Source organism: Acidobacteriota bacterium, assembly GCA_021161905.1.
Lineage (GTDB): Bacteria > Acidobacteriota > B3-B38 > Guanabaribacteriales > JAGGZT01 > JAGGZT01.
Window position 1 is genome coordinate 1 of sequence record JAGGZT010000056.1, and the last position, 21,324, is coordinate 21,324.

At 49.2% G+C, this 21,324-nt stretch carries 20 protein-coding genes; 10 read left to right on the top strand and 10 right to left on the bottom strand.

What is annotated here, in order from left to right:
* The 4 genes from traF to J7L64_07635 all read right to left on the bottom strand — a co-directional run.
* On the bottom strand, positions 1 to 937 hold a 937-nt coding region (gene traF, locus J7L64_07620), incomplete at its 3' end, for a conjugal transfer protein TraF (GenBank protein MCD6452209.1).
* Between the two features lie 23 nt (positions 938 to 960).
* Positions 961 to 1,245 carry a DUF507 family protein gene (locus J7L64_07625; protein MCD6452210.1) on the bottom strand — a complete coding sequence of 95 codons (285 nt, stop codon included), beginning with the start codon at positions 1,243 to 1,245 and terminating at the stop codon, positions 961 to 963.
* A 13-nt stretch (positions 1,246 to 1,258) separates the two neighbouring features.
* Positions 1,259 to 1,540, bottom strand: coding sequence for a DUF507 family protein (locus J7L64_07630; protein MCD6452211.1), 282 nt, complete (start codon positions 1,538 to 1,540; stop codon positions 1,259 to 1,261).
* Between the two features lie 45 nt (positions 1,541 to 1,585).
* Complete coding sequence (locus J7L64_07635; protein MCD6452212.1) at positions 1,586 to 4,555, bottom strand: tetratricopeptide repeat protein; 2,970 nt, start codon at positions 4,553 to 4,555, stop codon at positions 1,586 to 1,588.
* A gap of 117 nt (positions 4,556 to 4,672) precedes the next feature.
* On the opposite strand from J7L64_07635, the gene J7L64_07640 reads away from it, so the two are divergent.
* Positions 4,673 to 5,920 carry a DUF2029 domain-containing protein gene (locus J7L64_07640; protein ID MCD6452213.1) on the top strand — a complete coding sequence of 416 codons (1,248 nt, stop codon included), beginning with the start codon at positions 4,673 to 4,675 and terminating at the stop codon, positions 5,918 to 5,920.
* 60 nt (positions 5,921 to 5,980) lie between these two features.
* Entirely contained in the window at positions 5,981 to 6,493 is a 513-nt protein-coding gene (locus J7L64_07645) for an HAD-IIIA family hydrolase (protein ID MCD6452214.1), read from the top strand.
* A gap of 32 nt (positions 6,494 to 6,525) precedes the next feature.
* Here the strand turns inward: J7L64_07645 and J7L64_07650 are convergent, their stop codons facing one another.
* The 6 genes from J7L64_07650 to J7L64_07675 form a co-directional block, all read right to left on the bottom strand.
* A complete protein-coding gene (locus tag J7L64_07650; protein ID MCD6452215.1) occupies positions 6,526 to 7,521 on the bottom strand; it encodes a CPBP family intramembrane metalloprotease in 996 nt (331 codons plus the stop codon).
* Between the two features lie 122 nt (positions 7,522 to 7,643).
* The gene (locus tag J7L64_07655; protein ID MCD6452216.1) at positions 7,644 to 8,594 is read right to left on the bottom strand and encodes a metal-dependent hydrolase; all 951 of its coding nucleotides are present in this window, start codon (positions 8,592 to 8,594) and stop codon (positions 7,644 to 7,646) included.
* 21 nt (positions 8,595 to 8,615) lie between these two features.
* Positions 8,616 to 9,038: a hypothetical protein gene (locus J7L64_07660; protein ID MCD6452217.1), complete on the bottom strand. Its 423-nt coding sequence runs from the start codon at positions 9,036 to 9,038 to the stop codon at positions 8,616 to 8,618.
* Between the two features lie 11 nt (positions 9,039 to 9,049).
* Positions 9,050 to 10,465 carry a sodium:solute symporter gene (locus tag J7L64_07665; protein MCD6452218.1) on the bottom strand — a complete coding sequence of 472 codons (1,416 nt, stop codon included), beginning with the start codon at positions 10,463 to 10,465 and terminating at the stop codon, positions 9,050 to 9,052.
* A gap of 7 nt (positions 10,466 to 10,472) precedes the next feature.
* On the bottom strand, positions 10,473 to 11,063 hold the full coding sequence (locus tag J7L64_07670) for a tetratricopeptide repeat protein (protein MCD6452219.1): 591 nt from the start codon (positions 11,061 to 11,063) through the stop codon (positions 10,473 to 10,475).
* Positions 11,064 to 11,110: 47 nt separating this feature from the next.
* Positions 11,111 to 12,013 (bottom strand): EamA family transporter, encoded by a 903-nt coding sequence (locus J7L64_07675; GenBank protein ID MCD6452220.1) that lies wholly within the window; start codon positions 12,011 to 12,013, stop codon positions 11,111 to 11,113.
* A gap of 232 nt (positions 12,014 to 12,245) precedes the next feature.
* Between J7L64_07675 and J7L64_07680 the strand changes: the two genes are divergently transcribed.
* From J7L64_07680 to J7L64_07715, 8 genes are all read left to right on the top strand, one after another.
* On the top strand, positions 12,246 to 12,596 hold the full coding sequence (locus J7L64_07680; protein ID MCD6452221.1) for a hypothetical protein: 351 nt from the start codon (positions 12,246 to 12,248) through the stop codon (positions 12,594 to 12,596).
* Positions 12,597 to 12,668: 72 nt separating this feature from the next.
* On the top strand, positions 12,669 to 13,208 hold the full coding sequence (locus J7L64_07685) for a hypothetical protein (protein MCD6452222.1): 540 nt from the start codon (positions 12,669 to 12,671) through the stop codon (positions 13,206 to 13,208).
* Entirely contained in the window at positions 13,177 to 13,863 is a 687-nt protein-coding gene (locus J7L64_07690; protein MCD6452223.1) for a rhomboid family intramembrane serine protease, read from the top strand. Before J7L64_07685 ends, J7L64_07690 begins: the two co-directional genes overlap by 32 nt.
* Before the next feature lie 92 nt (positions 13,864 to 13,955).
* Positions 13,956 to 15,821 carry a HAMP domain-containing protein gene (locus J7L64_07695; protein ID MCD6452224.1) on the top strand — a complete coding sequence of 622 codons (1,866 nt, stop codon included), beginning with the start codon at positions 13,956 to 13,958 and terminating at the stop codon, positions 15,819 to 15,821.
* The gene (locus tag J7L64_07700) at positions 15,796 to 18,687 is read left to right on the top strand and encodes a PAS domain S-box protein (GenBank protein ID MCD6452225.1); all 2,892 of its coding nucleotides are present in this window, start codon (positions 15,796 to 15,798) and stop codon (positions 18,685 to 18,687) included. Before J7L64_07695 ends, J7L64_07700 begins: the two co-directional genes overlap by 26 nt.
* Positions 18,688 to 18,744: 57 nt before the next feature.
* Positions 18,745 to 19,989, top strand: coding sequence for a hypothetical protein (locus J7L64_07705; GenBank protein MCD6452226.1), 1,245 nt, complete (start codon positions 18,745 to 18,747; stop codon positions 19,987 to 19,989).
* An 8-nt stretch (positions 19,990 to 19,997) separates the two neighbouring features.
* Entirely contained in the window at positions 19,998 to 20,660 is a 663-nt protein-coding gene (locus tag J7L64_07710; protein MCD6452227.1) for an endonuclease III, read from the top strand.
* Between the two features lie 28 nt (positions 20,661 to 20,688).
* On the top strand, positions 20,689 to 21,315 hold the full coding sequence (locus J7L64_07715) for a lactate utilization protein (protein MCD6452228.1): 627 nt from the start codon (positions 20,689 to 20,691) through the stop codon (positions 21,313 to 21,315).
* Positions 21,316 to 21,324 lie beyond the last annotated feature (9 nt).

Consider the following 21,324-nt stretch of genomic DNA (forward strand, 5'->3'; position numbering starts at 1 on the left):
CCCTCATCCTGGGACCCACATCCCCAAAGCGGTTCTCGGTGATATCGTAATCGCATGAGATGGTAAGGGATCTGGTGGCAAGAACGGCTAAGCCCACCCGCCACCGAGGCTTGAGGACAAGCTTATCACCAAGGGCGGTCTTAAAGCTCGGTTTAGAGACATCCTTTCCCACCACCCCCAGCCGAACCCGAGGGCTTAAAATCGCTAAGAAGCCGAGATCGAAGGAGAAGGAACCCTCCTCCTCCACCCTCCCAGTAAAAGCGCGATGATAAAGCTCCTTCGCCGAAAGTCCGGTCTCATACTCCCCAAGCAACCTTTCCTCAAGGAGGTAAGTCCTCCCCTTGATATACTTCACATTCGCCCCAAAGAAGAGATCGGGAAGAAGGGGAAGAGATAAAGAGAAGATATACTCCTTACTCTTAAATCCTCGGTAGCGGAGGACGGTCTCGTTGTTCCCGATGTAGTCGGGAGAGCTCGGATCACCGCTTATCCTTTCGGCATCGGGAATCGGATAGAGAAGAGCATTCGAGCCATAAAGCACACCGAAGGAATATCCCCCTCCCCCAACAACCCAGGACCAGCCACTTCCTCCAGAAAGGGAGGAGTAGGGAGAAGAAAGTCCAGCAATGACATCAGCAAGCTCGGGGGAGAGGGAGGAAGGATAATCAGAGAGATACCCATCGGCTTGGGAGAGAAGTTCTACCATTTGTCCTCGATTAACAAGCTCCCTCCCCGCAGTAAACAGCATCTCCCCCCGCTGGTAGAGAAAGGAGAGGGAAGCGGGGTTCCAGTAGTAGGCGGTAGCATCATCCACTACGGCAACGAAGGCACCGCCCATCCCCTTCGCCCTCGCCCCATAATGATAGAACTGCTGTCCTAAAAGGGGGAAAGATACAAGGAGAAATAAGGGAAAAAGATAAAAAACACCTCTCCTCATCACTCCCTCCGAGATCTCCGGTATTACTCCTCCACCTTACCGAACTTAGAGATCTCCTCCTGATAATACCGCCGGAAGAGAACCTCCCACTCCGGGCTTCCCTCGACTATGTTCCGCTTTAATGAACGGATCTTCTCCATCGCCCTCTTTTCCGCTTCCTCATCCTTTTTGAGCTCGGCGATTATCACCTTGACGATCTCGTTCCTCACATCGTTTCTCGGCTGATGGAAGATAACCCGGTCGTCATTAGCCAAGGCGTCAACAATGAGATGGGAAAGATGAACCACTTTATCCCGACTCAGCTTCATCGAGCATCCTCCTCTAAAGTATTATCCCCCGTTCCTTAGCCAGCTTCGCCTTCACCATCTTGAATAGCTCGTGGTACTCGGCGTTCTCCCGCCAGATCTCATCGCTGTATTTACTCAGGATCTCCCGTACCTCCTCGTTCAATCGATCTTCGATGGAGAGCTCCTCGGTGATGACATTCGCCACCTTCTCCAAGATCAATTTCTCATCCTTGGAGATCTCGATGAACCCCTCCTTCTTGAGATGTTTTATTATCTCGAAGGAAAGAAGCTCAATCTGATCTTTGGAAAGCCTCATTTTGCATCACCACCAGATTTATTATAACCCCCATGTCAAGAAAAGTTAAGGATTACCCCCCTTTTCCCCCTTCTCAGCGAGTTTTTCCTTGAGCTCTTTTATCCTTTTCAGGGCGTAATCACCCTTCTTGCTCCCTTTAAACCTCTTCGCCACCTTCCGGTAGAGTTTTATCGCCTCCTCATATTTCCCCTCGCCTTCGTAGATTTCTCCAGCGCGGAAACAGGCGGTGAGCGCCCACATCGGGTTTTTTGCATGAAGGTAGGTCACCTTGAGGTACTCGAGAAGTGCCTCTTCCGTTCTTCCCAGCCGGGCTAAACACTCAGCGAGGTAGAATTGAACCTCGGTCTTTGTCTCCTCGTTCCTCGTATTGGCTAATATCGAGCGACAGGCTTTAACTGCCTGTTCATACCGTCCGAACGACTGAAGAAGGAGCACGAGGCGCACCCGCTCCTTTATCATCACCTTGGGATCGGCTAAATTGGCTAAAAACGCCTCATAATAGGGGATGGCACTGCTTAAATCCCCAAGCTGTTCATAGGAGTAACCGAGGAGATAGAAGATCCGATCTCGCACCTTGGCGAATTCAGGATCATTCACTATCTTCAAGAAGTGGGGAATAGCGTCTTTGAACTTCTTCTCTCTAAAGTAGATGTTGCCCAACCTCCGCTCAGCGAGAGGGACAAACTTGCTCTCTGGAAAGTCGGTTATCACCTTCTGATAATAGAGGATCGCCTTGCTGTACACCCCTCTCCGCCGGTAGAGCTCTGCGAGCTCAAAACTCGCCTTATCGGATACCGGGCTTCTGGGAAATTGAGAGAGAAGCTTCTTATAGGTAGCAATTGCTCGCTTTATCCTCCCCCGGGCGAGAAGGGCATTAGCCTTGTCGAGGAGATCGGAGGCATCGGTCAGGCTTCCCGGGTTCCCAAAGCGGAACTCAGGGATCGAGGAAAGGAGCGATTGATAGTCCCCCTTCGTCAAATAGATGTCCTTCAGCCTCTTCTCCGCTATCTGAGCAAACTCTCCCCTGGGGAATTTCGAGAGCAAGCTATTAAACGCCTCTATCGCCTTCTTCTCATTCTTCAGGGCGAGGTAGTTGTCGCCGAGCATAATGAGGGAATGCTGGGCAAGTTCGCTATCAGGAAAGCGGGAGACGAGCTTAGCTAAAGCATCGTTTGACTCTTTAAGCTTCCCGGAAGCAAGATAGGAAAGCCCGAGGAAGTAAAGCCCCTTTGCCCGATATTCGGGGGATCCTCCCTTTCCCGCGAGCTCGGAGAAGGAGGAACAGGCATCATCATAGGCACCGATCTTATACTGCCCAAAACCCAGGTTGAACAAAGCATCAGGGGAGAGCTTTTTCGCCTCATCGGAGACCGCCTCCTCGAGCGCTTTCTTGAAATGGAGCACCCCCGCTTCGTACTTTCCCTCCGCATAATAAGCCTTTCCAAGGTAGTAGTGAGCCTCGGCTATCCGCTCCGAATGGGGAAACTCCTTGATGAAACGAGTAAAGAGATCAACCGCCTTATCCCAGCTTCTTGCATCGTAGTAGCACTTGCCGGAGGAAAATATCGCCTCCTCCTTTATCTCTCGATCGAGGAAGTGGTCAGCTATGTAGAGATAACCTGAAGCGGCATCGTTGAGTCTCCCCATATCACGGAGAATATCCGCCATAAGGAAATAAGAATCAGCCAAAAGGGCGCTCTGAGGATAGTTCTTCACCAACCGGGAAAGAAGCGCCACCGCCTTTTCCTTCCTGCCTGCCTTAAGCTCTGCCTGAGCTGCCATCATCAGCGCTCTATCGGATAGCTCACCTCGCTCATTGAGGGAAACGACCTTCAAGAAAGCCTTGGAGGCGGACTCGTAATCTTCCTTCCTGAAGTAAAGCGTACCCAAGCGATACCACTCGCGATATAGCGGTTCGGGATCATCCTCCATCTTGATGAATCTCTCAATCGCCTCGATGGCAGAAGCGATTCTTCCCTCATTAGCATAACAATCGGCAAGGGCGATAAGTGCTTTTTTCGCTGGTTCCTCATTCGGGAATTGAGAGACAACCTTACGAAATCCCTTTATCGCTGCTTCCCGCTCGTTCATAAAGAGAAATACCCTTGCTTCACGATAAAGCCTCTCCGCCTCGCTTTCCTTCCTCTCCGGCGCCACCTTGAGGGCGAGCTCATATGCTTCCCTATCCTTCTTCTCCCGATGAAGCGCCCAGGAGAGAGCAATGATCCCCTCCTTGAAATTCGGGTCAATCTCCACCGCTTTAGCGAAAAGGGTTTCCGCCTTCTTATAATCCTTCCTCCTGTAAGCGATAAGACCTAAGCGGTAGTAAGCCTCCTTCAAAACATCCTTAGCGAGCTCAGCCCCGCTCTTTTCTACAAGCGAGCGATAACTCCCCTCAGCCTGCTTGTAGTCTCTCAACTCAAAGTAGGTTCGGGCGAGTTTCATTCCATAGGAGAGATCGTTCGTTTTCTTGTAAATCTCCTTGAGGTAGGGGACAGCCTCCTTAAGCCTTTTCTCCGCCAGGTAGAGCTCGGCAAGTTTCTTCTTCGCCCCGAGCCTCACCTCAGGGGAGAAACCTTTCCTTCTCGCTATCTCCTTAAATTTAGCCTCCGCTTGATCAATCTTATCGAGCAGGCGATATGTGGTAGCGAGGAGAAAGGAAGCCTCCTCCACCCGTCTGCTTTTGGGAAATTTGGCAAGGAACGAGGAAAGCGCCCTCTCCGCCTCGGCGAACTGGTGAAGGCGGAAGTAGCCCTCACCAAGATAATAAGATAGTTCCTCTACCCTTCTTGATTCCGGATGTTCCTTCAGAAACAGCTCAATCCTCTTAACCGCGAGGTCATAGATACCGTCTGAGATGAGACCCTTGATAAGGGTGTATTCCTCCCTTTCCGCCCGCGTCTCCCTCGGTGTCTTCCTTACAACCTTTTTCTTCGCCTGGAAGGAGGAAGAAGCCACCCCAGAAAAAACCAGAATCACCAAAGCTAAAATTAGAGGATATTTCTTCATCTTCATCCCTATTCTCCATCCCTTAAGCTATTAGCACAACCAAGGATAAATTGCAAGGAAGAGCCGGTTGACATAGAAACGGGGACTGGATATAGTGAACCTGCCATAGTAGAGTAAGAAGAAATGTTATTCCGAATAAACGCTTTTTTAAAGGACAATTCGCCTCTTTTCGCTGCATTATTCGGCTTAGCCTTCATCTATCTCGGGATAAGCTTCATCCATCGGATAGAAAAAGACGGAGGAACCGACTTCAATGTCTATTACCAGGCAGGAAAGCTCATCAACAAAGGGATGGCGAACGAACTCTACACCTTCACCACAGGCAGAGGTTGGCACTATAACTACCCTCCTCTTTTCGCCATCCTCATCTCACCATTAAGTATACTTCCCCTGAGGGAGGCGGGGTTGGTATGGTACCTTTTAAACCTCGTTTTTCTCTTTTTCTCCCTCAGGCTACTCTTAAGATTGAGGAGCGAGGATTCGCTTCTTCCCTTAGCCTTTACCATCATCTACGGTGCGGGAGCAGTAGGGGAAAACCTTATGGTAGGGCAGGTGAATATCCTCATCACCCTCATTATCCTCATCTCCTTCAGTCTTATTGAGAAGGAGAAGGGGTTTGCTGCTGGAATACTTCTTTCCCTCGCTTCAACGATAAAGGTGATCCCCATCATCCTGTTCTTTTACTTCTTTTTAAAGCCGAAAAGGCGGGTTTTTATGGGAGGATTCGTCGGTTTTCTTCTCTTCCTTTTAATAATCCCCTCTCTCTTCCTCGGGGTAAGAGGATGTTTAACCACCAATCTCAAATTCGCCAAGGAGATGATATTACCTCACTTGGGAGCAGAAAGCGGAGGAACCATCTACGCCCTGAAAACCGATATCACCGCCACTGCCAACCAATCGTTAAATGCGGTATTGGCTCGATTTTTCAGCAGGAGGGGAGAGGTCTTCCCCTCGATTCATCTTATATCTCTTTCCCCCTCTTCGGTTAAGTTGATCGCGAGCCTAACTCAATTCCTTCTCTTCTTCCTCACATTATTCTTCACCCTGGTAAAAAGAAGAAGGGCAACCCTCCTTGAGCTCTCGCTCTTTATCCCCCTTATGTTCCTTCTATCTCCAGAGATCAAACTGAGACAGCTTCCGCCACTTGCCATCGTCCCCTTCTTCCTTATAGGTGATGGCCTTCTTAAAACTAATCCCCCTAAAAAACACCGTCTCCTCGCGATCATATTTCTTCTCTTATCCTTCGTCTCTCTATCCCTAATTGGGATGAGGTACTTCCAGCTTTTCGGGGTGGGGCTCGCTGGGGTGTTTTTCCTCTGGTTATCCCTCTCCCTTTTGCTTCTCGGGATGGGAAAGGAGCTCTCCAATTGACACAGCAACTTAGCCTCTGGTAGCATATCCCCTGGTTTCATAAACAGCAAGGAGGAGGCTATGATCGAAGCGGTCATTTTCGATTTCGGTGATACCCTGATGGTGGAGTACGACGATATCAAGAACATTCCCCTCTGGGAGATGGAGCTAACCAAGATGGAGTATGCTGACGAAGTACTTGCGGAACTGAAGAAGAAATACCGCTTAGGCTTGATAAGCAACACCGACCAATCGGGGGAGAAAGAGCTCCGCGATGCGCTAAGGAGGCTCGGCATCGAGCACTACTTCGATGTGGTGATCGCCACCAAAGATGTGGGGGTGAATAAACCGGATCCCCTTCCCTTCAAGAAGGCGCTTTCCGCCCTTGGGGTAGCTCCGGAGAAGGCGGTGATGATAGGGGACAGGGCAGCCTGCGACATCCTGGGGGCAAAGAGGGTGGGGATGAAAACCATCCTCTTCCGCTTCCGCGACCGCTACCCAGAGCCAAAGGGGGAGGAGGAAGAGCCGGATGCCCGGGTCCACTCCCTAAAGGAGATACCCAAGATAATCGAGCGCCTAAGCAACGAAGATTAAAAACAACCCCTGCCTCAGTAGTAAATCCACCCTCAAAGGCAGGGTTTCCCTTTATCGTCTCTTTTGATGAATGAGATGCCGAGAAGTGAAGCGCCCAACAAAGCGGAATAAAGATGAGGTATAGAAAGAGAGCCCAGAGAAAGAAGGGCTCCTCCTATCCCTAATCCGAGAAGAGTACTTATAACCGGCTTCTGAGAAAACATCTTAGAAGTGACGGAGAAGAATTCTCTTACTTCCTTCTGCCATCTAATGGCGATCAAAAAGATGAAAAAAAGAGCGAAAACGAAGATCAAGCTAAGGGAAAGGGCTTTGTTTTTGGTCACAGCGTAAACGAGCGGAGGATAGAAACTGATCCAGTTCAATAGGGTATGGGTGGTCATAACAACCACCAGACTGCCGGTAGCGTTATAAAGAAGAGAAAGACCGATCCCGGGTATGATAGTGGCTACTACCTGACTGATATGCCACTCAGGATGGGAAAAGTAATGGCCAAAGGAAAAAGGAATAAAAGCAATGACAAAACCGGCAAGGGGGGAAAGCTCCATACTCCCCACCCCCTGGTAGTATCCCCGAAATCTGATCTCCTCAGGGAATGCCCCGGTGAAAAAACCCATACCGAGGACCACAAGACCACCTAAGAGGAGAACCCGGGTAAGAGAGGACGATAATCCCAACTGAGCAATTAACTCTCCTGCCATCTTGGCTCTCGGGGACAAAGCAACGAGGTCAATGGGAAGGGAAAGAATATATATCAAACCGTACCCAAGAACCCCATACCACACATCGGCTAAAAAACCTTTATGAAGATGGAAGCCAAGCTCCTTCAGCCCTCTACCCCGTCTTATTCTATTTAGAAGCCAAGCAAAAAGAAGGGTTACGAAACCAGAGCAGAGCCAAGCAAAAGGACCGAGAAGATAGCCCCTCCCCCCTACCAATTTAGCCAGTAGAGAAAAAGAGGATTGAGAAAGGAGAATAGATAGAAGTAAGGTAAACCCAAGAAACTCAAAGAGAAGGAAAATCGCCCTCATCGCTCATTACCTCTTCTCACCAAAAGAGATCCAAGAATCAGCTTCCTTGGGTAAAAACGCATCCTCAAGGAGAAGGTTCAAGCCAAAGGGGTAATAAAGTATCATCGATTGTTATTTAATGATCAAAACCGTGCTGGCGATTTTTTCAGAAGATGCCCCTTATCGTCCAGGATAAGGGTTATATGAAATGGCGTCCTCTTCCCACCGGGACCACCGAAGCGGAGAGCCCAGAGTTCCACAATGTGTTTCCCCCTTCCGTCCTCGCGGTAATCGATGAAGAGATAATCGGCGAACCAACGAAAGATGCGGCCCGCCTTATCAGCGAGAGCCCGTTTTATATATTTATTTTCCCCGATCTTGGGATAGGCCTTATAGGGATCCTTCCCCCCTTTGAATATATCCACCCTGGGGAAATAGTAGAACGCCCTCTCCCCCTCTGCCACCCCATACCATCGGGTTACTGGGCCGAACATCGCGGGGTAGGGGGTAACCCGTACTACCCTGATTCCCTCCTTATTTAGCTCTCCTACCAATTTCTGATAAGCCTTGTGATGGAAAAAGAGGGCGAAGAGAAGGTAGCAAGCCAAAACAGCAATACCTACCCTGCTGTAGAACGCCGATCTCTTCCCTCCTCTAAGGGAAAGGAAGATAGAGACAAGAAGAATAAGGAGGACATAACGATCTACTATCGAGATGATTCCCCAGCCATACCGCTTGGAAGAAAACGGGGCGAATATCTGGGTCCCCCAGGAGGTAAGGAGGTCGAGGAATATGTGGGAATAAAGACCCAAGGCAGAAAGCCCCACCAAAAGCCAGAACCTTTTAAGGGGTGTAAGGAGATAGATCACCCCGCCAAGCAAGAAGGACAAGGCGCAAGCCCCAATGAACGAATGAGTAAGTCCTCGATGATGGCGTAATGCATCCCATGGTCCACCAGCACGATAAAATACATCAATATCGGGAAAAACGGCACTTATCATAAGGGTCATCATCGCGACCCAGCCATACCGGCTTCTAAAGCCAGATTTAGCAATAAGGGTTCCCGTAAAAAAATGGGTGAATGGATCCGGCACCTCTCATCACCTCCCCTTCTATTATATCACTCCTTCCGGGACCTTGAGCGGGGGAATATCGAAATCCACTATCCTCCATCTTCCTTTCTCAAATTTCAAGAAGAAGCTCACCTCCACTCTCTTCTCACCCCTTATTATTACCCCCCCTATCTTCGCCCTGGAATTAGCTATATTGATAGAATGGATCCGTAAGCGCCACTTTCCCTTGGAAAGTCGCTTGGCGAGCATCTCGAGGTCCAACTGGCCTATTTTAGTATCAGAAGCAAGATAATAGGAAGCCCGTTGGTAGTCCAATTGAGACACATATTTTAAGAAACTCCTTACCACATTGCGAGGGACGAAAAATATCCGGTAGAAGGCAAAGACCCCAAGGATGATCACAACGATAACAAATATCCCAAAATACCCGAAGCAACCAAATCTCTTCTTTCTTTCTTCGCCCATCGTGATCCCTCTTAAAGGAACAGAAATCCGAGAACAAGATAAAGTATAAAAGCAATGGAAGCAGCGATCACCGCATAGGGGAGTTGGGTCCTCACATGGTCGATATGATCACAGGCAGAAGCCATCGAGGAAACAAGGGTGGTATCGGAGATAGGCGAGGCGTGGTCACCAAACACCCCACCGCCAAGGATAGCAGCTAAGATGAGGGGGAGATTCCCTCCTATCGCGGACACCAAGGGAACCCCTATGGGAATAAGAATGGCAAATGTACCCCAGGAAGTACCGGTAGCAAATGAGATGAAGCAAGCGGTAAGGAAGAGAAGCGCTGGAACAAAGAAAGGAGGAAGCCCCCTGGAGAGAAGGGAGGCAGTATATACCCCAGTACCAAGAGCGCGACAAGTCTCCCCAATGCCGAAGGCAAGGGCGAGAATGATGACCAACGACATCATTCCCCTCATCCCTTTAACGATTAGGGAGCTTATTTCCTTAAGGTTGAATATTCTCTGTCCGAAATAGATGAGAGAAGCTACCCCAACCGCTGTCGCCACCGCCCAAAGGACAGAAAGTCCCCCTGCCCCTCTCATTATATCCCCTTTGCCCGTTATATAAAGGCTTATCGGCATCATCCCAAGCATCACTATCACAGGGAGGAGCATATTTACTGCTCTCGGTTTAACCCCTTCCTTGGGAGAAAGGGCGGTTACCTCAGCAGAGATAAGGGGAACTGCTCCATCACGAAGGAGCTTTCCTGTGGTTCTCGCTCTCTTCTCCGCTTCAACCATCGGTCCTATATCTCTTCCCGTCAGGATCACAAAAAGAAGGATAAGCAGAGCAAATAGGGGGTAAAAATTAAGGGGGATGGAGCGAAGGAGGAAAAACAACGGCTTATCTACCCCCTCGTTTGCAAGAAGGGCGATTATATAGGCACCCCAGGCGTTCAGGGGGATGAGGATGCAGACGGGAGCAGCAGTAGAATCGCAGACATACGCCAACTTCTCCCTTGGGATCTTGAGGCGATCAAATATAGGCCGAGACACCGTGCCGATGACTAAAGCGTTTATGTTAGACTCGATGAATACGAAAACACCAATAAGAAACGAAAGGATACCAGCGCTTCTCCTTCCCCGGACCAATCCTCTTCTCGTAACCAATCTCACAAACCCCTCCATCCCTCCGGAACCCTGGATCAAGGCAATCAAGGCACCAACAAGAAAGCTGAAGGCGAGGACCTCAGTATTGCCCTCCTTTCGGGTTACCTTGAGCAATACCGCCACTGTAGAGGAAGCTGCGTGGATAGGATTCCAATGCTCCACTATCAGCCATCCGATATAAATGCCGAAGAGGAGGGAAAAAAGGACCTCCCTCGTCTTTATGGCGAGGATGATAGCGATTAGCGGAGGAAGAAGGGAAAGCCAACCGTAATCCACGGACGCCTCAATCCTCTTTTTTTTGTTTGGTTTTTATCCCCTTCTTGCGAAGAAGCTTGCGATACCGCGGATCCTTCCTCAGGTTGTTAAGATCGGGATCGGTGGTAAGCAACTTGAAGTTATCGTAACCGAGATCGAGCGCCTTCTTCAGGTTTTTAAACGCCTCGTCTATTTTCCCCATCAGGGAGTAGTAGCAGGCGAGATTGTAGTAGGCATTAAAGTTATCGGGATTCACTTTTATCGTCTCATATAGCTCCGTTATCGCCCGCCCATTATCCTTCAGCTTATGGTAGGCAATGGCGAGGTTGTAATGAGCCATCCCGTAGTTCGGGTCGAGTTCGAGAGCGAGCTTGATCGCCCTCACCGCTTTCTCGTACTCCTCCTTCATTAGGTAAGCCACCCCCAGATTATTATGGGCTTCTTTGAGGAAGGGGTTTATCTTTATCGCTTTTTTAAACTCCACTATCGCCTCATCTACCTTACCCTTGCGGAGGAACTCCGCTCCCTTCCGGTTATGCTCCTCGGAGAGGCTCCCCTGAGGTAAAGCAGAGGAGGCAAGAAGAAGGGATAAGATCAAGATACCGATCTTTAGTTTCATTTTTCTCCCCCAATTTTAGACTATTCTACCGCAAAAAGGGGTCAAAGTTAAACCTGTTCGATACCTCTGCGGAATCTAACCAGATATACCCCCAACCCCACCACTAAACCGCCGATCAATTGGGTATAACTAAGTTCTTCCCTAAGGATAAGGAAGGAGAAGATGATGGCGAATATTGGGGTAAGGTTGGAATAAACGGCTGTTCTCACCCCGCCTATCCTCCCTACCCCACGATACCAGATGACATACCCCAAAGCGATGGCGAGGGAAAAGGAATAACCGAGAATGAGCCAACCCGAGGTGGTGATTCTTCCCCAATCTTGCTGCTTAAGATCGCTAATGGCAAAGGGATAAAGGAAGATGGTTCCGATGATCATCGCGTAGGAGGTGAGGATAAGCGGGGGGTATTTTTTGAGCATCGGTTTGGCGAGCACCGTGTACAACGCCCAGGATAGAGTGGAGGCGAGGATCATCACATCACCTATCGTTTCCCCAACGAGAAGGGGGTCCCCTCCTCCCTTTCCCTTAATGATCAGGAAGATGCCGAGGAAGGAGCAGGATATCCCCACCCAACCTATCAACCTGATCCGTTCGTACCTCAAAAGGGCGGAGAAGATGCCGGTGAAGATGGGGATGGTTGCTGCAATCAAGGAAGCGCTCGAGGCGGTGGTTTTATTTATCCCGTAGATAAAGAGGAGTTGATAGGTGGTGTTTCCCAAGATGGCAAGGAGGAAAAGACGAGGGAGATCAGCCCGGCTAAACCTGAACCCCTTAGGTTGAAACAACCGCACTATAAAGAGAAGGAGGAGGCTTGCCAAACTGAACCGAAGGATATTGAAGCTCATCGGGAGGAACTGATAAAGTACCAGCTTGATGAGGGGGTAGTTTATCCCCCAAACGAGAACCATACAGAGGATGAGAAGATCGGTACCGGTTAATTTATCCTTCATCGTTGAAGATAAACCCTTCTTTTTGGAGCCTCCTGCCGACCGATCCTGTTAGAAAAAACTCTTTCCTCTTCCACCCATAGCTCCTCTACCATTTATCGTCGTTCCTCTCTTCGTTTCATCCTATCCATCGTCTTTAATTTTGTCAACGGGCGAAAAAAAACTTGACATTTGAGGTACAATCGATTACATTTAGTAGTGGAATATGTAATTTGTAAGAAGGGGGTGATAAGTTATGGTGGATGCGGCAAGATTTGAAGATAAGATTCACGAAAAGACAAGCCAATTTATCAAGAAAAGCAAGGAAACGATAGATAAATCTTCGGAAAAGGTAGCGGAGGTAATCACCAAGGCGTTAAGGGAGAAGGTGTTGATGGTGCGGGTCGATGTAGAGACTCTGAGGAAGATCGACGCCCTGGTTGCCGGGGGTGTCTTCAGAAGCCGATCCGAGTGTGCTGCCTTCCTCATCGGGGAAGGGCTTAAGACCCAAAAGGAGCTCCTCACCAAGATGAAGGAGAAACTGGTTGAGATAGAGAGGCTGAAGCAAGAACTTAAGGAGATGGCTAAGGGAAAGATAACGAAGTAACCAAACCGCCCCGGCGGTTTCCCTTCTTGCTTTTTTAAGGAAAATAGGCTATCCTAAAAAAGCGGAGGGGAGATGAGGTTTTTCCTTACGGTAGTGCACCTAATAGTATCCGGGGCGGTCCTTTTTATTTTATTCCCTCTCCTCGCTCTCTCCCTGGACAAGCGGTTCGCTTTTCCTTCTTTTTCTTTTATCTCATTAAAGATAACGGGCGGAGCTCTGGCGCTATTGGGCACCGTTTTCGCCTTTGTTGCCAGCTATCTTCTTGGAGTTAAGGGGAAAGGGACACCCAATCCGATAAAGAAAACGAGGCTCCTGGTTCGAGAGGGGATCTATTGCTATATGAGGAACCCAATGCTCGCCGGGGCGATATTGATATCTCTCGGCTCTTCTCTCTTTCTCGGCTCAACCAGTCTCTTGGGTATTACAGGGGGAATAGTCATTTCCGCCTTCCTCTACTCCATTTTTACGAGGAGCGAGAGCTTGAGCATCGTTTTGGTGAGGAGTACCTCATATACAAAAGGGAGGTACCTCGATTCATCCCCAAATTTAGCGGTTGGCTTAAAAATAAGGGACGGAAAAGATGATACCATTGAAGGACGAAAACCCGACTGAAACCACTCCTTATGTCACCATCGCCTTGCTCTTGGTGAACACCGTCATCTTCTTTTATGAGCTTTCCTATGGGTTAGGGATGGGAAGGTTTATCTTCCGCTTTGGAATGATACCCTACGAGTTCACTCAGGGGATGGAGCTTGCCCCTCCATCCCCCATTCCTGCGGGATTAACCATCCTCACCTCGATGTTCCTTCACGGGGGGCTTTTCCATCTCGGAGGGAATATGCTTTACCTCTGGATATTTGGCAATAATGTCGAAGATGCCTTAGGGCATTTTCGGTTCCTCATCTTCTATTTCATCTGCGGCTTTGCTGCCGCTTTTACCCACATCTTAGCGAACCCCCTCTCCAAGGTGCCCACGGTTGGGGCAAGCGGGGCGATCGCCGGCTTATTGGGCGCCTATCTTATCCTCTACCCCTATGCCCGGGTGCTAACCTTGATCTTTTTCTTCTACTTCGTCCGGATAGTTCCCCTTCCTGCTTACTTCATTATCGGCTTCTGGTTCATCCTTCAGCTTTTGAACGGGATGATCGGTGGAGGCGGAGTTGCCTGGTTCGCTCACATCGGAGGCTTCCTTGCTGGACTCCTCTTGGTGAAGCTCTTTGCTCGTCCTGATAGAGGCCATCATCGATTCCGCTATTGGGAAACATAAATGTTAAAAGCTTTCCCTGCTTTTGTCGATTATATATATTAGTGGAGGATGGGGCTATCTCGATCGGAGAAAAGAAAGGGGATTTTACCCCAATGACGATAAAGGGAAAGGATAAAAGGGGGGTTCTCGCCCCTCTTTCGGGGATAACGGGGAGGGTTTTGTTCATTTCCCTTTCTATCCTCTTAGCCATCCTTCTCTTCCTTGGTGGGAGCTATTATCTGGGAGAAAAGAAGGTAATAACCAGGTTCATCTTCTCTCAGCTCAATCTGGTAGCGGAACAGGATAAAAAGATAATCTTAGGTTGGATTGAGAGCACGGTGGCGAAAACAGAGAGAATAGGAGCGATCCTCGGTGGTAAATATATCGAAAACATCAAGCAAGAGAACCTAAACTTAGGGGACTTAGAGAAGCATTGTTATCTTTTCATCCAGGGAAAAGACGGAGAACTATCACCCCTTATCCCCTCTCCCGCCTCCTTTCGTCTTCTCCAAAGATACGGAAAGCAATTGAAGCGAGTAGGAGAAAGTAGAAAACCGCTCATCCTCTCCCAAGGAAAGAGCCCCAAGAACAAGCCAATGCTGATAATAGCGGTACCCTTCATCCTCAAAGGGGCTATCTATGGCGTAATGGTTAATCCGGTAGATGTGGAGAAAGAACTCCTTCCCTTACTTAGACGGTATTTAGAAGGGGAGGAGCTCCGGATAATCTTGGTTGATAGGAGAGGGGGGCTACTGATCAAGATCGGGGATGAAGGGTGGGTACCACCATTAAGTTTAGCCCTTTCCGCGGCAAAGGGAGAGGAGGGGATAACCGAGGCGGAGAGTAAAGAGGGTAAATCTTTAGCCTCTTACCGCCACATCCCTTCTGCCTCGTTAGGGTTGGTGGTGATGGAGGACGAGAAGAGAGCCCTTCTTCCTCTCTTCGCCCTTAGGAGAAGAACTATCACCTTTGGAATCGTAGGCTTCGCCATCTTCGCTACCATAATCTGGATCACTGCAAGGAGACTAACGAAGCCAATAATAAAGCTTACCGCTGGAGCAAAGAAGATAGCGGAGGGGAATCTTGATGCGCGGATTGAGATAGAACGGGATGACGAATTGGGAGAGCTTGCCCGCGCCTTCAATCTGATGGTCAGTCAGTTGAACCTCTCCCTTTCTGCCCTAAAAGCGAAATCGGAGGCTTTGGAGAAAACGGTAACTGAGCTTGAAAAGGTAAACAAAAGCCTCAAGGATAAGACAAAGGAATTGGAGAAAACCCAGGAGAAGCTGGTAAAGCAGGAGAGATTGGCGGTGCTCGGGCAGTTAGCCTCGGTGATAAGCCACGAGTTGAGAAACCCGCTCGTGGTTATAAACAATGCTTGTTATTACCTGAGGGAGAAAATAGAGGACGAAGAGCTAAAGAAATTCATCGATATGATATCCCGGGAGACGAAGATAGCGGATGGGATAATCGCCCATGTGCTGAGCTTCGCCAAACCTCGTCCTCCTGTTTTTCTCCCGGTGAACCTTGGTGAGGTGGTATCAGATGCCTTATCTGTGGTCAAGGAACGGGGGGAATGCAAAAGAGCCGAGATAAAGATGGAGCTACCTTCATCGCTTCCTAAGCTTAAGGGAGATCCGGAAAAACTGCGAATAGTTTTGGTAAATCTTATCCTAAACAGCTGTCAGGCGATGCCCAAGGGGGGAAAGGTAACCATAAGTGCGGAGAGCAAAGGGAAGGAATTGATCCTTACGGTAAGCGATGAGGGAGAAGGGATATCAAAAGCGAAGATATCCTCGATCTTTGAGCCCTTTTACACCACTAAGAAGCGTGGAGTAGGGCTCGGTTTATCCATATGTAAGCGCATCATCGAGGAACATAAGGGGAGGATAAGGGTCGAAAGCAGACCGGGAAAAGGGACGACCTTTTTTATTTCCCTTCCCTTAGGGAGAAATGATGACCGAAGAAAGAAAACCTAAGGTCTTGATCGCCGATGATGAGGAGGGGATAAGGTCCACTCTAAGCGCTATCCTCTCTTCTGAGGGATACTCCGTTTACTCCGCAGGAACCGCTGATGAGCTTTTCTCCTTTCTAAGGAAGGAGGAATTCGACCTAATCCTCCTCGACATAGTGCTTCCCGATGCCGATGGCCTTAGCCTCATCCCGGAGATAAAGAAAGTTGCTCCTATGGCAGGGATCATCCTCATCACCGCCTACGCCTCCCTCGAGAGCGCCATCTCCGCCCTGAATCTGGGGGCTAATGGGTATCTCCCCAAACCAATAGATATCCCTATGGCGAAACAGATCATAGCAGGAACGATAACCCAGATGGAACTCGAGAGAAAGAAGAAAGAGCTGGAGGATAAACTGCGATATATGGCGGAGAGATACCGCTCATTGCTCGACAACCTCCGCGAGGGGATCTACATCAGCACCCCAGAAGGAAGGTTCAAGGAGGTGAATGAGGAACTGGTGAGAATAGACGGCTATAGCTCTAAAGAGGAACTTCTCAAGGTCAACATAGCGGATCTTTATGTCTCTCCTGAGGAAAGGGAGAAATTCAAGAAGATACTTGGAGAAAAGGGAGCGGTAAAGAACTACGAGATCCGTTATCGGAGGAAAGATGGGAAGATAATCTATTGTCTCGAATCCTGCGTCGCCATAAGGGACGAGACGGGGAGAATCATAGAGTATCAAGGTACGATAACCGACATCACTGAGCGGAAACAGTTGGAGATGAAGCTCGAGGAATATGCCCACCAGCTGGAGCGAAAGGTGGAGGAGCGGACAAAGGAGATAGAGAGAAGAAAAGAGGAGTTGCAGACGATAATAAACACGATGAATGAAGGTTTGGCAATCCTCAATCGAGATCTAACGATCACCGGTTTCAACAGGAAGCTGATCGAGCTATTGGGGTATGAGGAGAAAGAGGTCTTGGGTAGAAGCGCCCTTGATTTCTTCACCGAGGAAAGCAAAGAGCGAATAAAAAATGAGATGAGTAAGAAACGATTAAAGGGACTCCCCTCAACTTATGAGGCGGAAGGGTTCACTAAAGATGGAAGGAGGGTCCATCTACTCATCTCTGCTGCGCCACTTTACAATGAAAAGGGGGAGATAACGGGATCGGTCGCCGTGCTCACCGAGATCACCCATCTCAAGGAGATGGAGAGAAAACTCAAGGAGTATGCGGAGAAGCTCGAGGAGAAAGTGGAGGAGAGGACGAGGAAACTTAAGGAGACGGAAGCGAGGTATTCCACCCTCTTCCAGAATGTTCGGGAAGGGGTGTTTATCGCAGACGAAGAGGGAAGGATAATCGAGGCAAATTCCGGGTTTATCTCACTTTTCGGCTACCAATCAAAGAAAGAGGTATTAAGAAAAAAGGTTCTCTTAAACCACTCCGTCAATAGGGAAATTTACCAGAGAATAAAAGATAGGATGACGGAAGAAGGGGAGATCAGTGGTATTGAAACCTCCTTTAAACGAAAGGATGGCACCACTTTCTATGCTTTCATCTCGGGTGCGGTGATAGAGGAGAAGGAAAAGGAGAAAAAGAGATTTTTCGGCACTATAACCGATATTACCGAGCGAAAGCTATTGGAAAATAAGCTCAAGGAAGCACTCGATTATGTAGAGAATATCATCGAGAGCTCCCACGATATCATCATCACTCTGGATCTTTCCCGCCGTATTGTCACCTTCAACCGGGCAGCTGAGTTAGCCTTCGGCTACCTCCGGGATGAGGTCTTGGGGCAATCCAGCGATATCCTTTACGCTGAGAAAGAAGTGGGAGAAAAGATCTTTAAAGCCACTCTGAATAAGGGAAGGTTCGAAGGCGAGGTGGTGAACAAAAGAAAAAATGGGGCGATATTCTACTCCTATCTAAGCTCCTCCTGTCTCAAAAACCGGGCAGGAGAGGTAATCGGTGTGATGGGCGTTTCCCATGACATAACCAAAGAGAAGGAGCTCGCAGAGGAAAAGGAGAGATACACCAAGGAGCTCGAGCGGTCGCTAAAGGAGCTCAAGAAGACCCAAGACCAGCTCATTCAGGCGGAGAAAATGGCTTCCTTGGGACAGCTACTTGCCGGCATCGCCCATGAGCTGAACACCCCAATAAGCTTCATCTCAGCCAACTTAAGGGCACTGACCGAATACCAACCGATCTTAGAGGAGCTTGTTTCAATTTGCGAATCCGGAGCGAAAAAACTCATAGAAGCTAAGAGAAAGGAAGAGGGAGAAAAAGCCCTTTCTTTCTTGAGGGAAAACAAACTCAAAGAGATAATAGACGACATCGCTCTCCTTGCTTCTCAGTCGCTTAAAGGAGCAGAGAGGATGATCCGTCTTATCTCCGATCTACGGAAGTTCTCCCGGATGGATCGGGGAGAGCTTATCTCCACTGATGTCAACGCCTGCCTCGACACTGCTCTGGCGCTCCTCCATAATGAGATCAAATATAAAGCAGAGGTAATAAGGGACTATGGGGATATCCCCCAGATCCTCTCTGCAGCAGGGAGACTGGAGCAGGTATTCGTGAACCTGCTTCTAAACGCCGCCCAAGCCATAAAGGAGAAAGGGAAGATAACCATAACCACCAGGAAAGAGGGGGAGAATGTGGTAATAAAGATAAGCGACACCGGCTGTGGCATATCAAAGACGGATCTTCCTCACATCTTTGATCCCTTCTTCACCACTAAGCCAAGAGATAAAGGGACGGGCCTCGGCCTTTCCATTGTCTACAACATAGTCAAACAGCATGGAGGAGACATAAAGGTAGAAAGCCGAAAGGGGGTGGGAACGACTTTCACCATAACTCTCCCCAAAATACCCCCTACCCCACCGACATCTTAAGCTAAGGATTGAAATCGAAGAAAAGATGAAATAAGCTCTTAAGGAAAAGGAGGGAATATGAACCTTAAGAGATGGAAGTTTATCCTGCCCTTAATGCTCATCGTCGGTATATTTTTCGGGTTTCAAGAAAAAAAAGCCGAAACACCCTCACTAAATATACCCGAGCTTCTTACCAAGGCGAGTGAGCTATCCGGGCTTCCCCTGAAACATCCGGTCTCCTTTGGTGAAAAAAGCCGGACTGAACTCCTCGATTATCTCAAAAAAACGCTCGATACCGAGCTACCACCGAAGAAAGCGGAGGCAATATCCACCTCTTGGGCGCTACTTGGGCTTATCCCAGAAGGGGTGGACCTGCGGAGGCTTCTCCTCTCCGTTCTCCTTGAACAGGCAGGGGGATATTACGACCCGAAGGCAGGCAAGCTCTTTCTGATAAAGGGCTACGACCCTTTGATCGAGCGGATAATCGTCATCCACGAGCTCGTCCACGCCCTGCAGGACCAGACAATAAGCCTGAAAGAACTCGAGGAGAAAACAAAGGACAACGACGATCTCGCCCTCGCCTGGCAATCGGTAATCGAGGGACAAGCAACAGCGGTAATGTTTGAATTCATCTCGGGAAAGAAGATCACCGAGCTACCGGACCTCTCCAGGATGAGCGCGGGGCTTCTCTCCCTCCAGTTCACCAGCTACAAGGCTTTCACCAATGCTCCCCGCTACCTGAAGCTCAGGCTCATCTTTCCCTATCTTTCTGGATGTTCTTTCATCAGGAGCTACGCCCAAAAGGAAAATAAAAGAGGGAATTGGGTTTACCTCCTGACCCATCTGCCCCCCTCAACGGAACAGATCATCCATCCGGAAAAATATGGGCTTGACCCACCAAAGATGGTGAAAAAACCAGGGCTTTCCTTTCCGCTTATCTACAGCGACACCTTAGGGGAGCTTGGGATCTACGGTGTATTATCCCAGTTTCTCCCCGAAGAAGAGGCAAGGAAGGGTTCTTCCGGCTGGGGAGGAGGAAGGTATTTCACCTACAAAACTAAGGAGGGGAAGCCATTCCTTCTCACCATCACCCTATGGGACTCCGAAAAAGAAGCAGAGGAATTCGCCTCATTATACAGGGAGGCGGTAAAAAGGAGATATCCTAAGGCGCTTCTCCTTAAAGAAACCCCTTATACCCTCTTCAAGGTGGGAGATCGGTTCACCCTTATAGAGAAAATAGGGGCTAAGGTGATAACGGTGGAACAAGCCAAGGGAACCATTATCTCCCTTATCAGGCGGAGGATCAGCTCCTCTTACAACTGAGCGAGAAAATGACCTCCGAGGAGAAACTAAAGAGGATCGCTAAAATCCTCGAGGATGAGTTCGGCATCCCGAAAAGGGAAAGAAAGGACCCCTTAGAAACGCTGATAAAAACCATCCTCTCCCAGAATACGAACGACAAGAACCGGGACACCGCTTACGAGGGGCTTAAGAAGAGGTTTCCAACCTGGAAGGAGGCAGCAGATGCTTCTCCTTTCGAGATCGCCCGCGTCATCCGCCCCGGTGGCTTACATAACCAAAAAGGGGAGAGGATAAAAAACCTCCTCTTATGGGTGAGGAAGAATTACCCCTCCTTCGATATCTCGCCCCTATGTAAGCTGAGCTTTGAGGAGCTGGAAGAGAGATTGGGAAGGCTTCCCGGTATGGGGGCGAAGACCCTCGCCATCCTGATGCTCTTTTCCTGCGGCAAGGAGGTCTTTCCCGTGGACACCCACATCAATCGGATTATGAAAAGGCTGGGCATCGTCCCTGAGCGAGCCACCGCAGAGAGGACCTTCCGTCTCCTCAAGGGAAAGATACCTGAAGGAAAATCCTACTCCCTCCATCTAAATCTCATCAACCTGGGAAGGACAATTTGCCGGGCGAAAAAGCCACTCTGCTCCCATTGCCCCATTTCCTCTTTTTGTCTATACTATCAGAGAAAAGGGAGGTGATAAGGTGAACGAGCTGAAGGCTAAGGTTATGGAAAAACGGGCGGAGAAAGCGGTTTCCGCCTTGAGAAAGAGAAACATAGATGCTCACTTCATAAAGAACAGGGAGGAGGCGCTCAAACTTATCTTAGGGATGATACCCAAGGGAGCCACCGTCGCCCTTGGAGGATCGGTCACCCTCATCGAAACCGGTCTTCTCGATCTCCTAAGAAAGAAGGAGGGGATCACCCTTCTCGACCGCTATAAGCCGGGAATATCGAAGGAAGAAGTAGCCAAGATGCGTCTTGCCGGGCTTACTGCCGATTGCTTCATCTCCGGAACCAACGCCATCACCCTCGATGGGAAGCTGGTCAACATCGATGGCATTGGCAATCGAGTGGCGGCAATGGCTTACGGTCCTGATAAGGTAATCATCATCGCCGGTTATAACAAAATAGTGAGGGATGTCGAGGAAGGGATAAGAAGGATAAAGGAGGTAGCTGCTCCCCCAAATACGGTAAGGGTAGGAGCCAATACCCCCTGTAGTAAAACTGGCTTCTGCAACGAGAGCGCCTGCTTTCCTCCAGAGCGGATCTGCAACATCACCACCATCATCGAGGGGCAAAGGGTCTCTGGGAGGATGAGCGTGGTCATCTTGGCTGAGGAGCTCGGCTTTTAAAAGGAGAGA

Bases quoted from the DNA above. Each gene is read 5' to 3' on its own strand.
- J7L64_07625 (MCD6452210.1), bottom strand. From the start codon at position 1,245: ATGAAGCTGAGTCGGGATAAAGTGGTTCATCTTTCCCATCTCATTGTT.
- J7L64_07630 (MCD6452211.1), bottom strand. From the start codon at position 1,540: ATGAGGCTTTCCAAAGATCAGATTGAGCTTCTTTCCTTCGAGATAATA.
- J7L64_07635 (MCD6452212.1), bottom strand. From the start codon at position 4,555: ATGAAGATGAAGAAATATCCTCTAATTTTAGCTTTGGTGATTCTGGTT.
- J7L64_07640 (MCD6452213.1), top strand. From the start codon at position 4,673: ATGTTATTCCGAATAAACGCTTTTTTAAAGGACAATTCGCCTCTTTTC.
- J7L64_07645 (MCD6452214.1), top strand. From the start codon at position 5,981: ATGATCGAAGCGGTCATTTTCGATTTCGGTGATACCCTGATGGTGGAG.
- J7L64_07650 (MCD6452215.1), bottom strand. From the start codon at position 7,521: ATGAGGGCGATTTTCCTTCTCTTTGAGTTTCTTGGGTTTACCTTACTT.
- J7L64_07660 (MCD6452217.1), bottom strand. From the start codon at position 9,038: ATGGGCGAAGAAAGAAAGAAGAGATTTGGTTGCTTCGGGTATTTTGGG.
- J7L64_07670 (MCD6452219.1), bottom strand. From the start codon at position 11,063: ATGAAACTAAAGATCGGTATCTTGATCTTATCCCTTCTTCTTGCCTCC.
- J7L64_07675 (MCD6452220.1), bottom strand. From the start codon at position 12,013: ATGAAGGATAAATTAACCGGTACCGATCTTCTCATCCTCTGTATGGTT.
- J7L64_07680 (MCD6452221.1), top strand. From the start codon at position 12,246: ATGGTGGATGCGGCAAGATTTGAAGATAAGATTCACGAAAAGACAAGC.
- J7L64_07685 (MCD6452222.1), top strand. From the start codon at position 12,669: ATGAGGTTTTTCCTTACGGTAGTGCACCTAATAGTATCCGGGGCGGTC.
- J7L64_07690 (MCD6452223.1), top strand. From the start codon at position 13,177: ATGATACCATTGAAGGACGAAAACCCGACTGAAACCACTCCTTATGTC.
- J7L64_07695 (MCD6452224.1), top strand. From the start codon at position 13,956: ATGACGATAAAGGGAAAGGATAAAAGGGGGGTTCTCGCCCCTCTTTCG.
- J7L64_07700 (MCD6452225.1), top strand. From the start codon at position 15,796: ATGATGACCGAAGAAAGAAAACCTAAGGTCTTGATCGCCGATGATGAG.
- J7L64_07705 (MCD6452226.1), top strand. From the start codon at position 18,745: ATGAACCTTAAGAGATGGAAGTTTATCCTGCCCTTAATGCTCATCGTC.
- J7L64_07710 (MCD6452227.1), top strand. From the start codon at position 19,998: ATGACCTCCGAGGAGAAACTAAAGAGGATCGCTAAAATCCTCGAGGAT.
- J7L64_07715 (MCD6452228.1), top strand. From the start codon at position 20,689: ATGGAAAAACGGGCGGAGAAAGCGGTTTCCGCCTTGAGAAAGAGAAAC.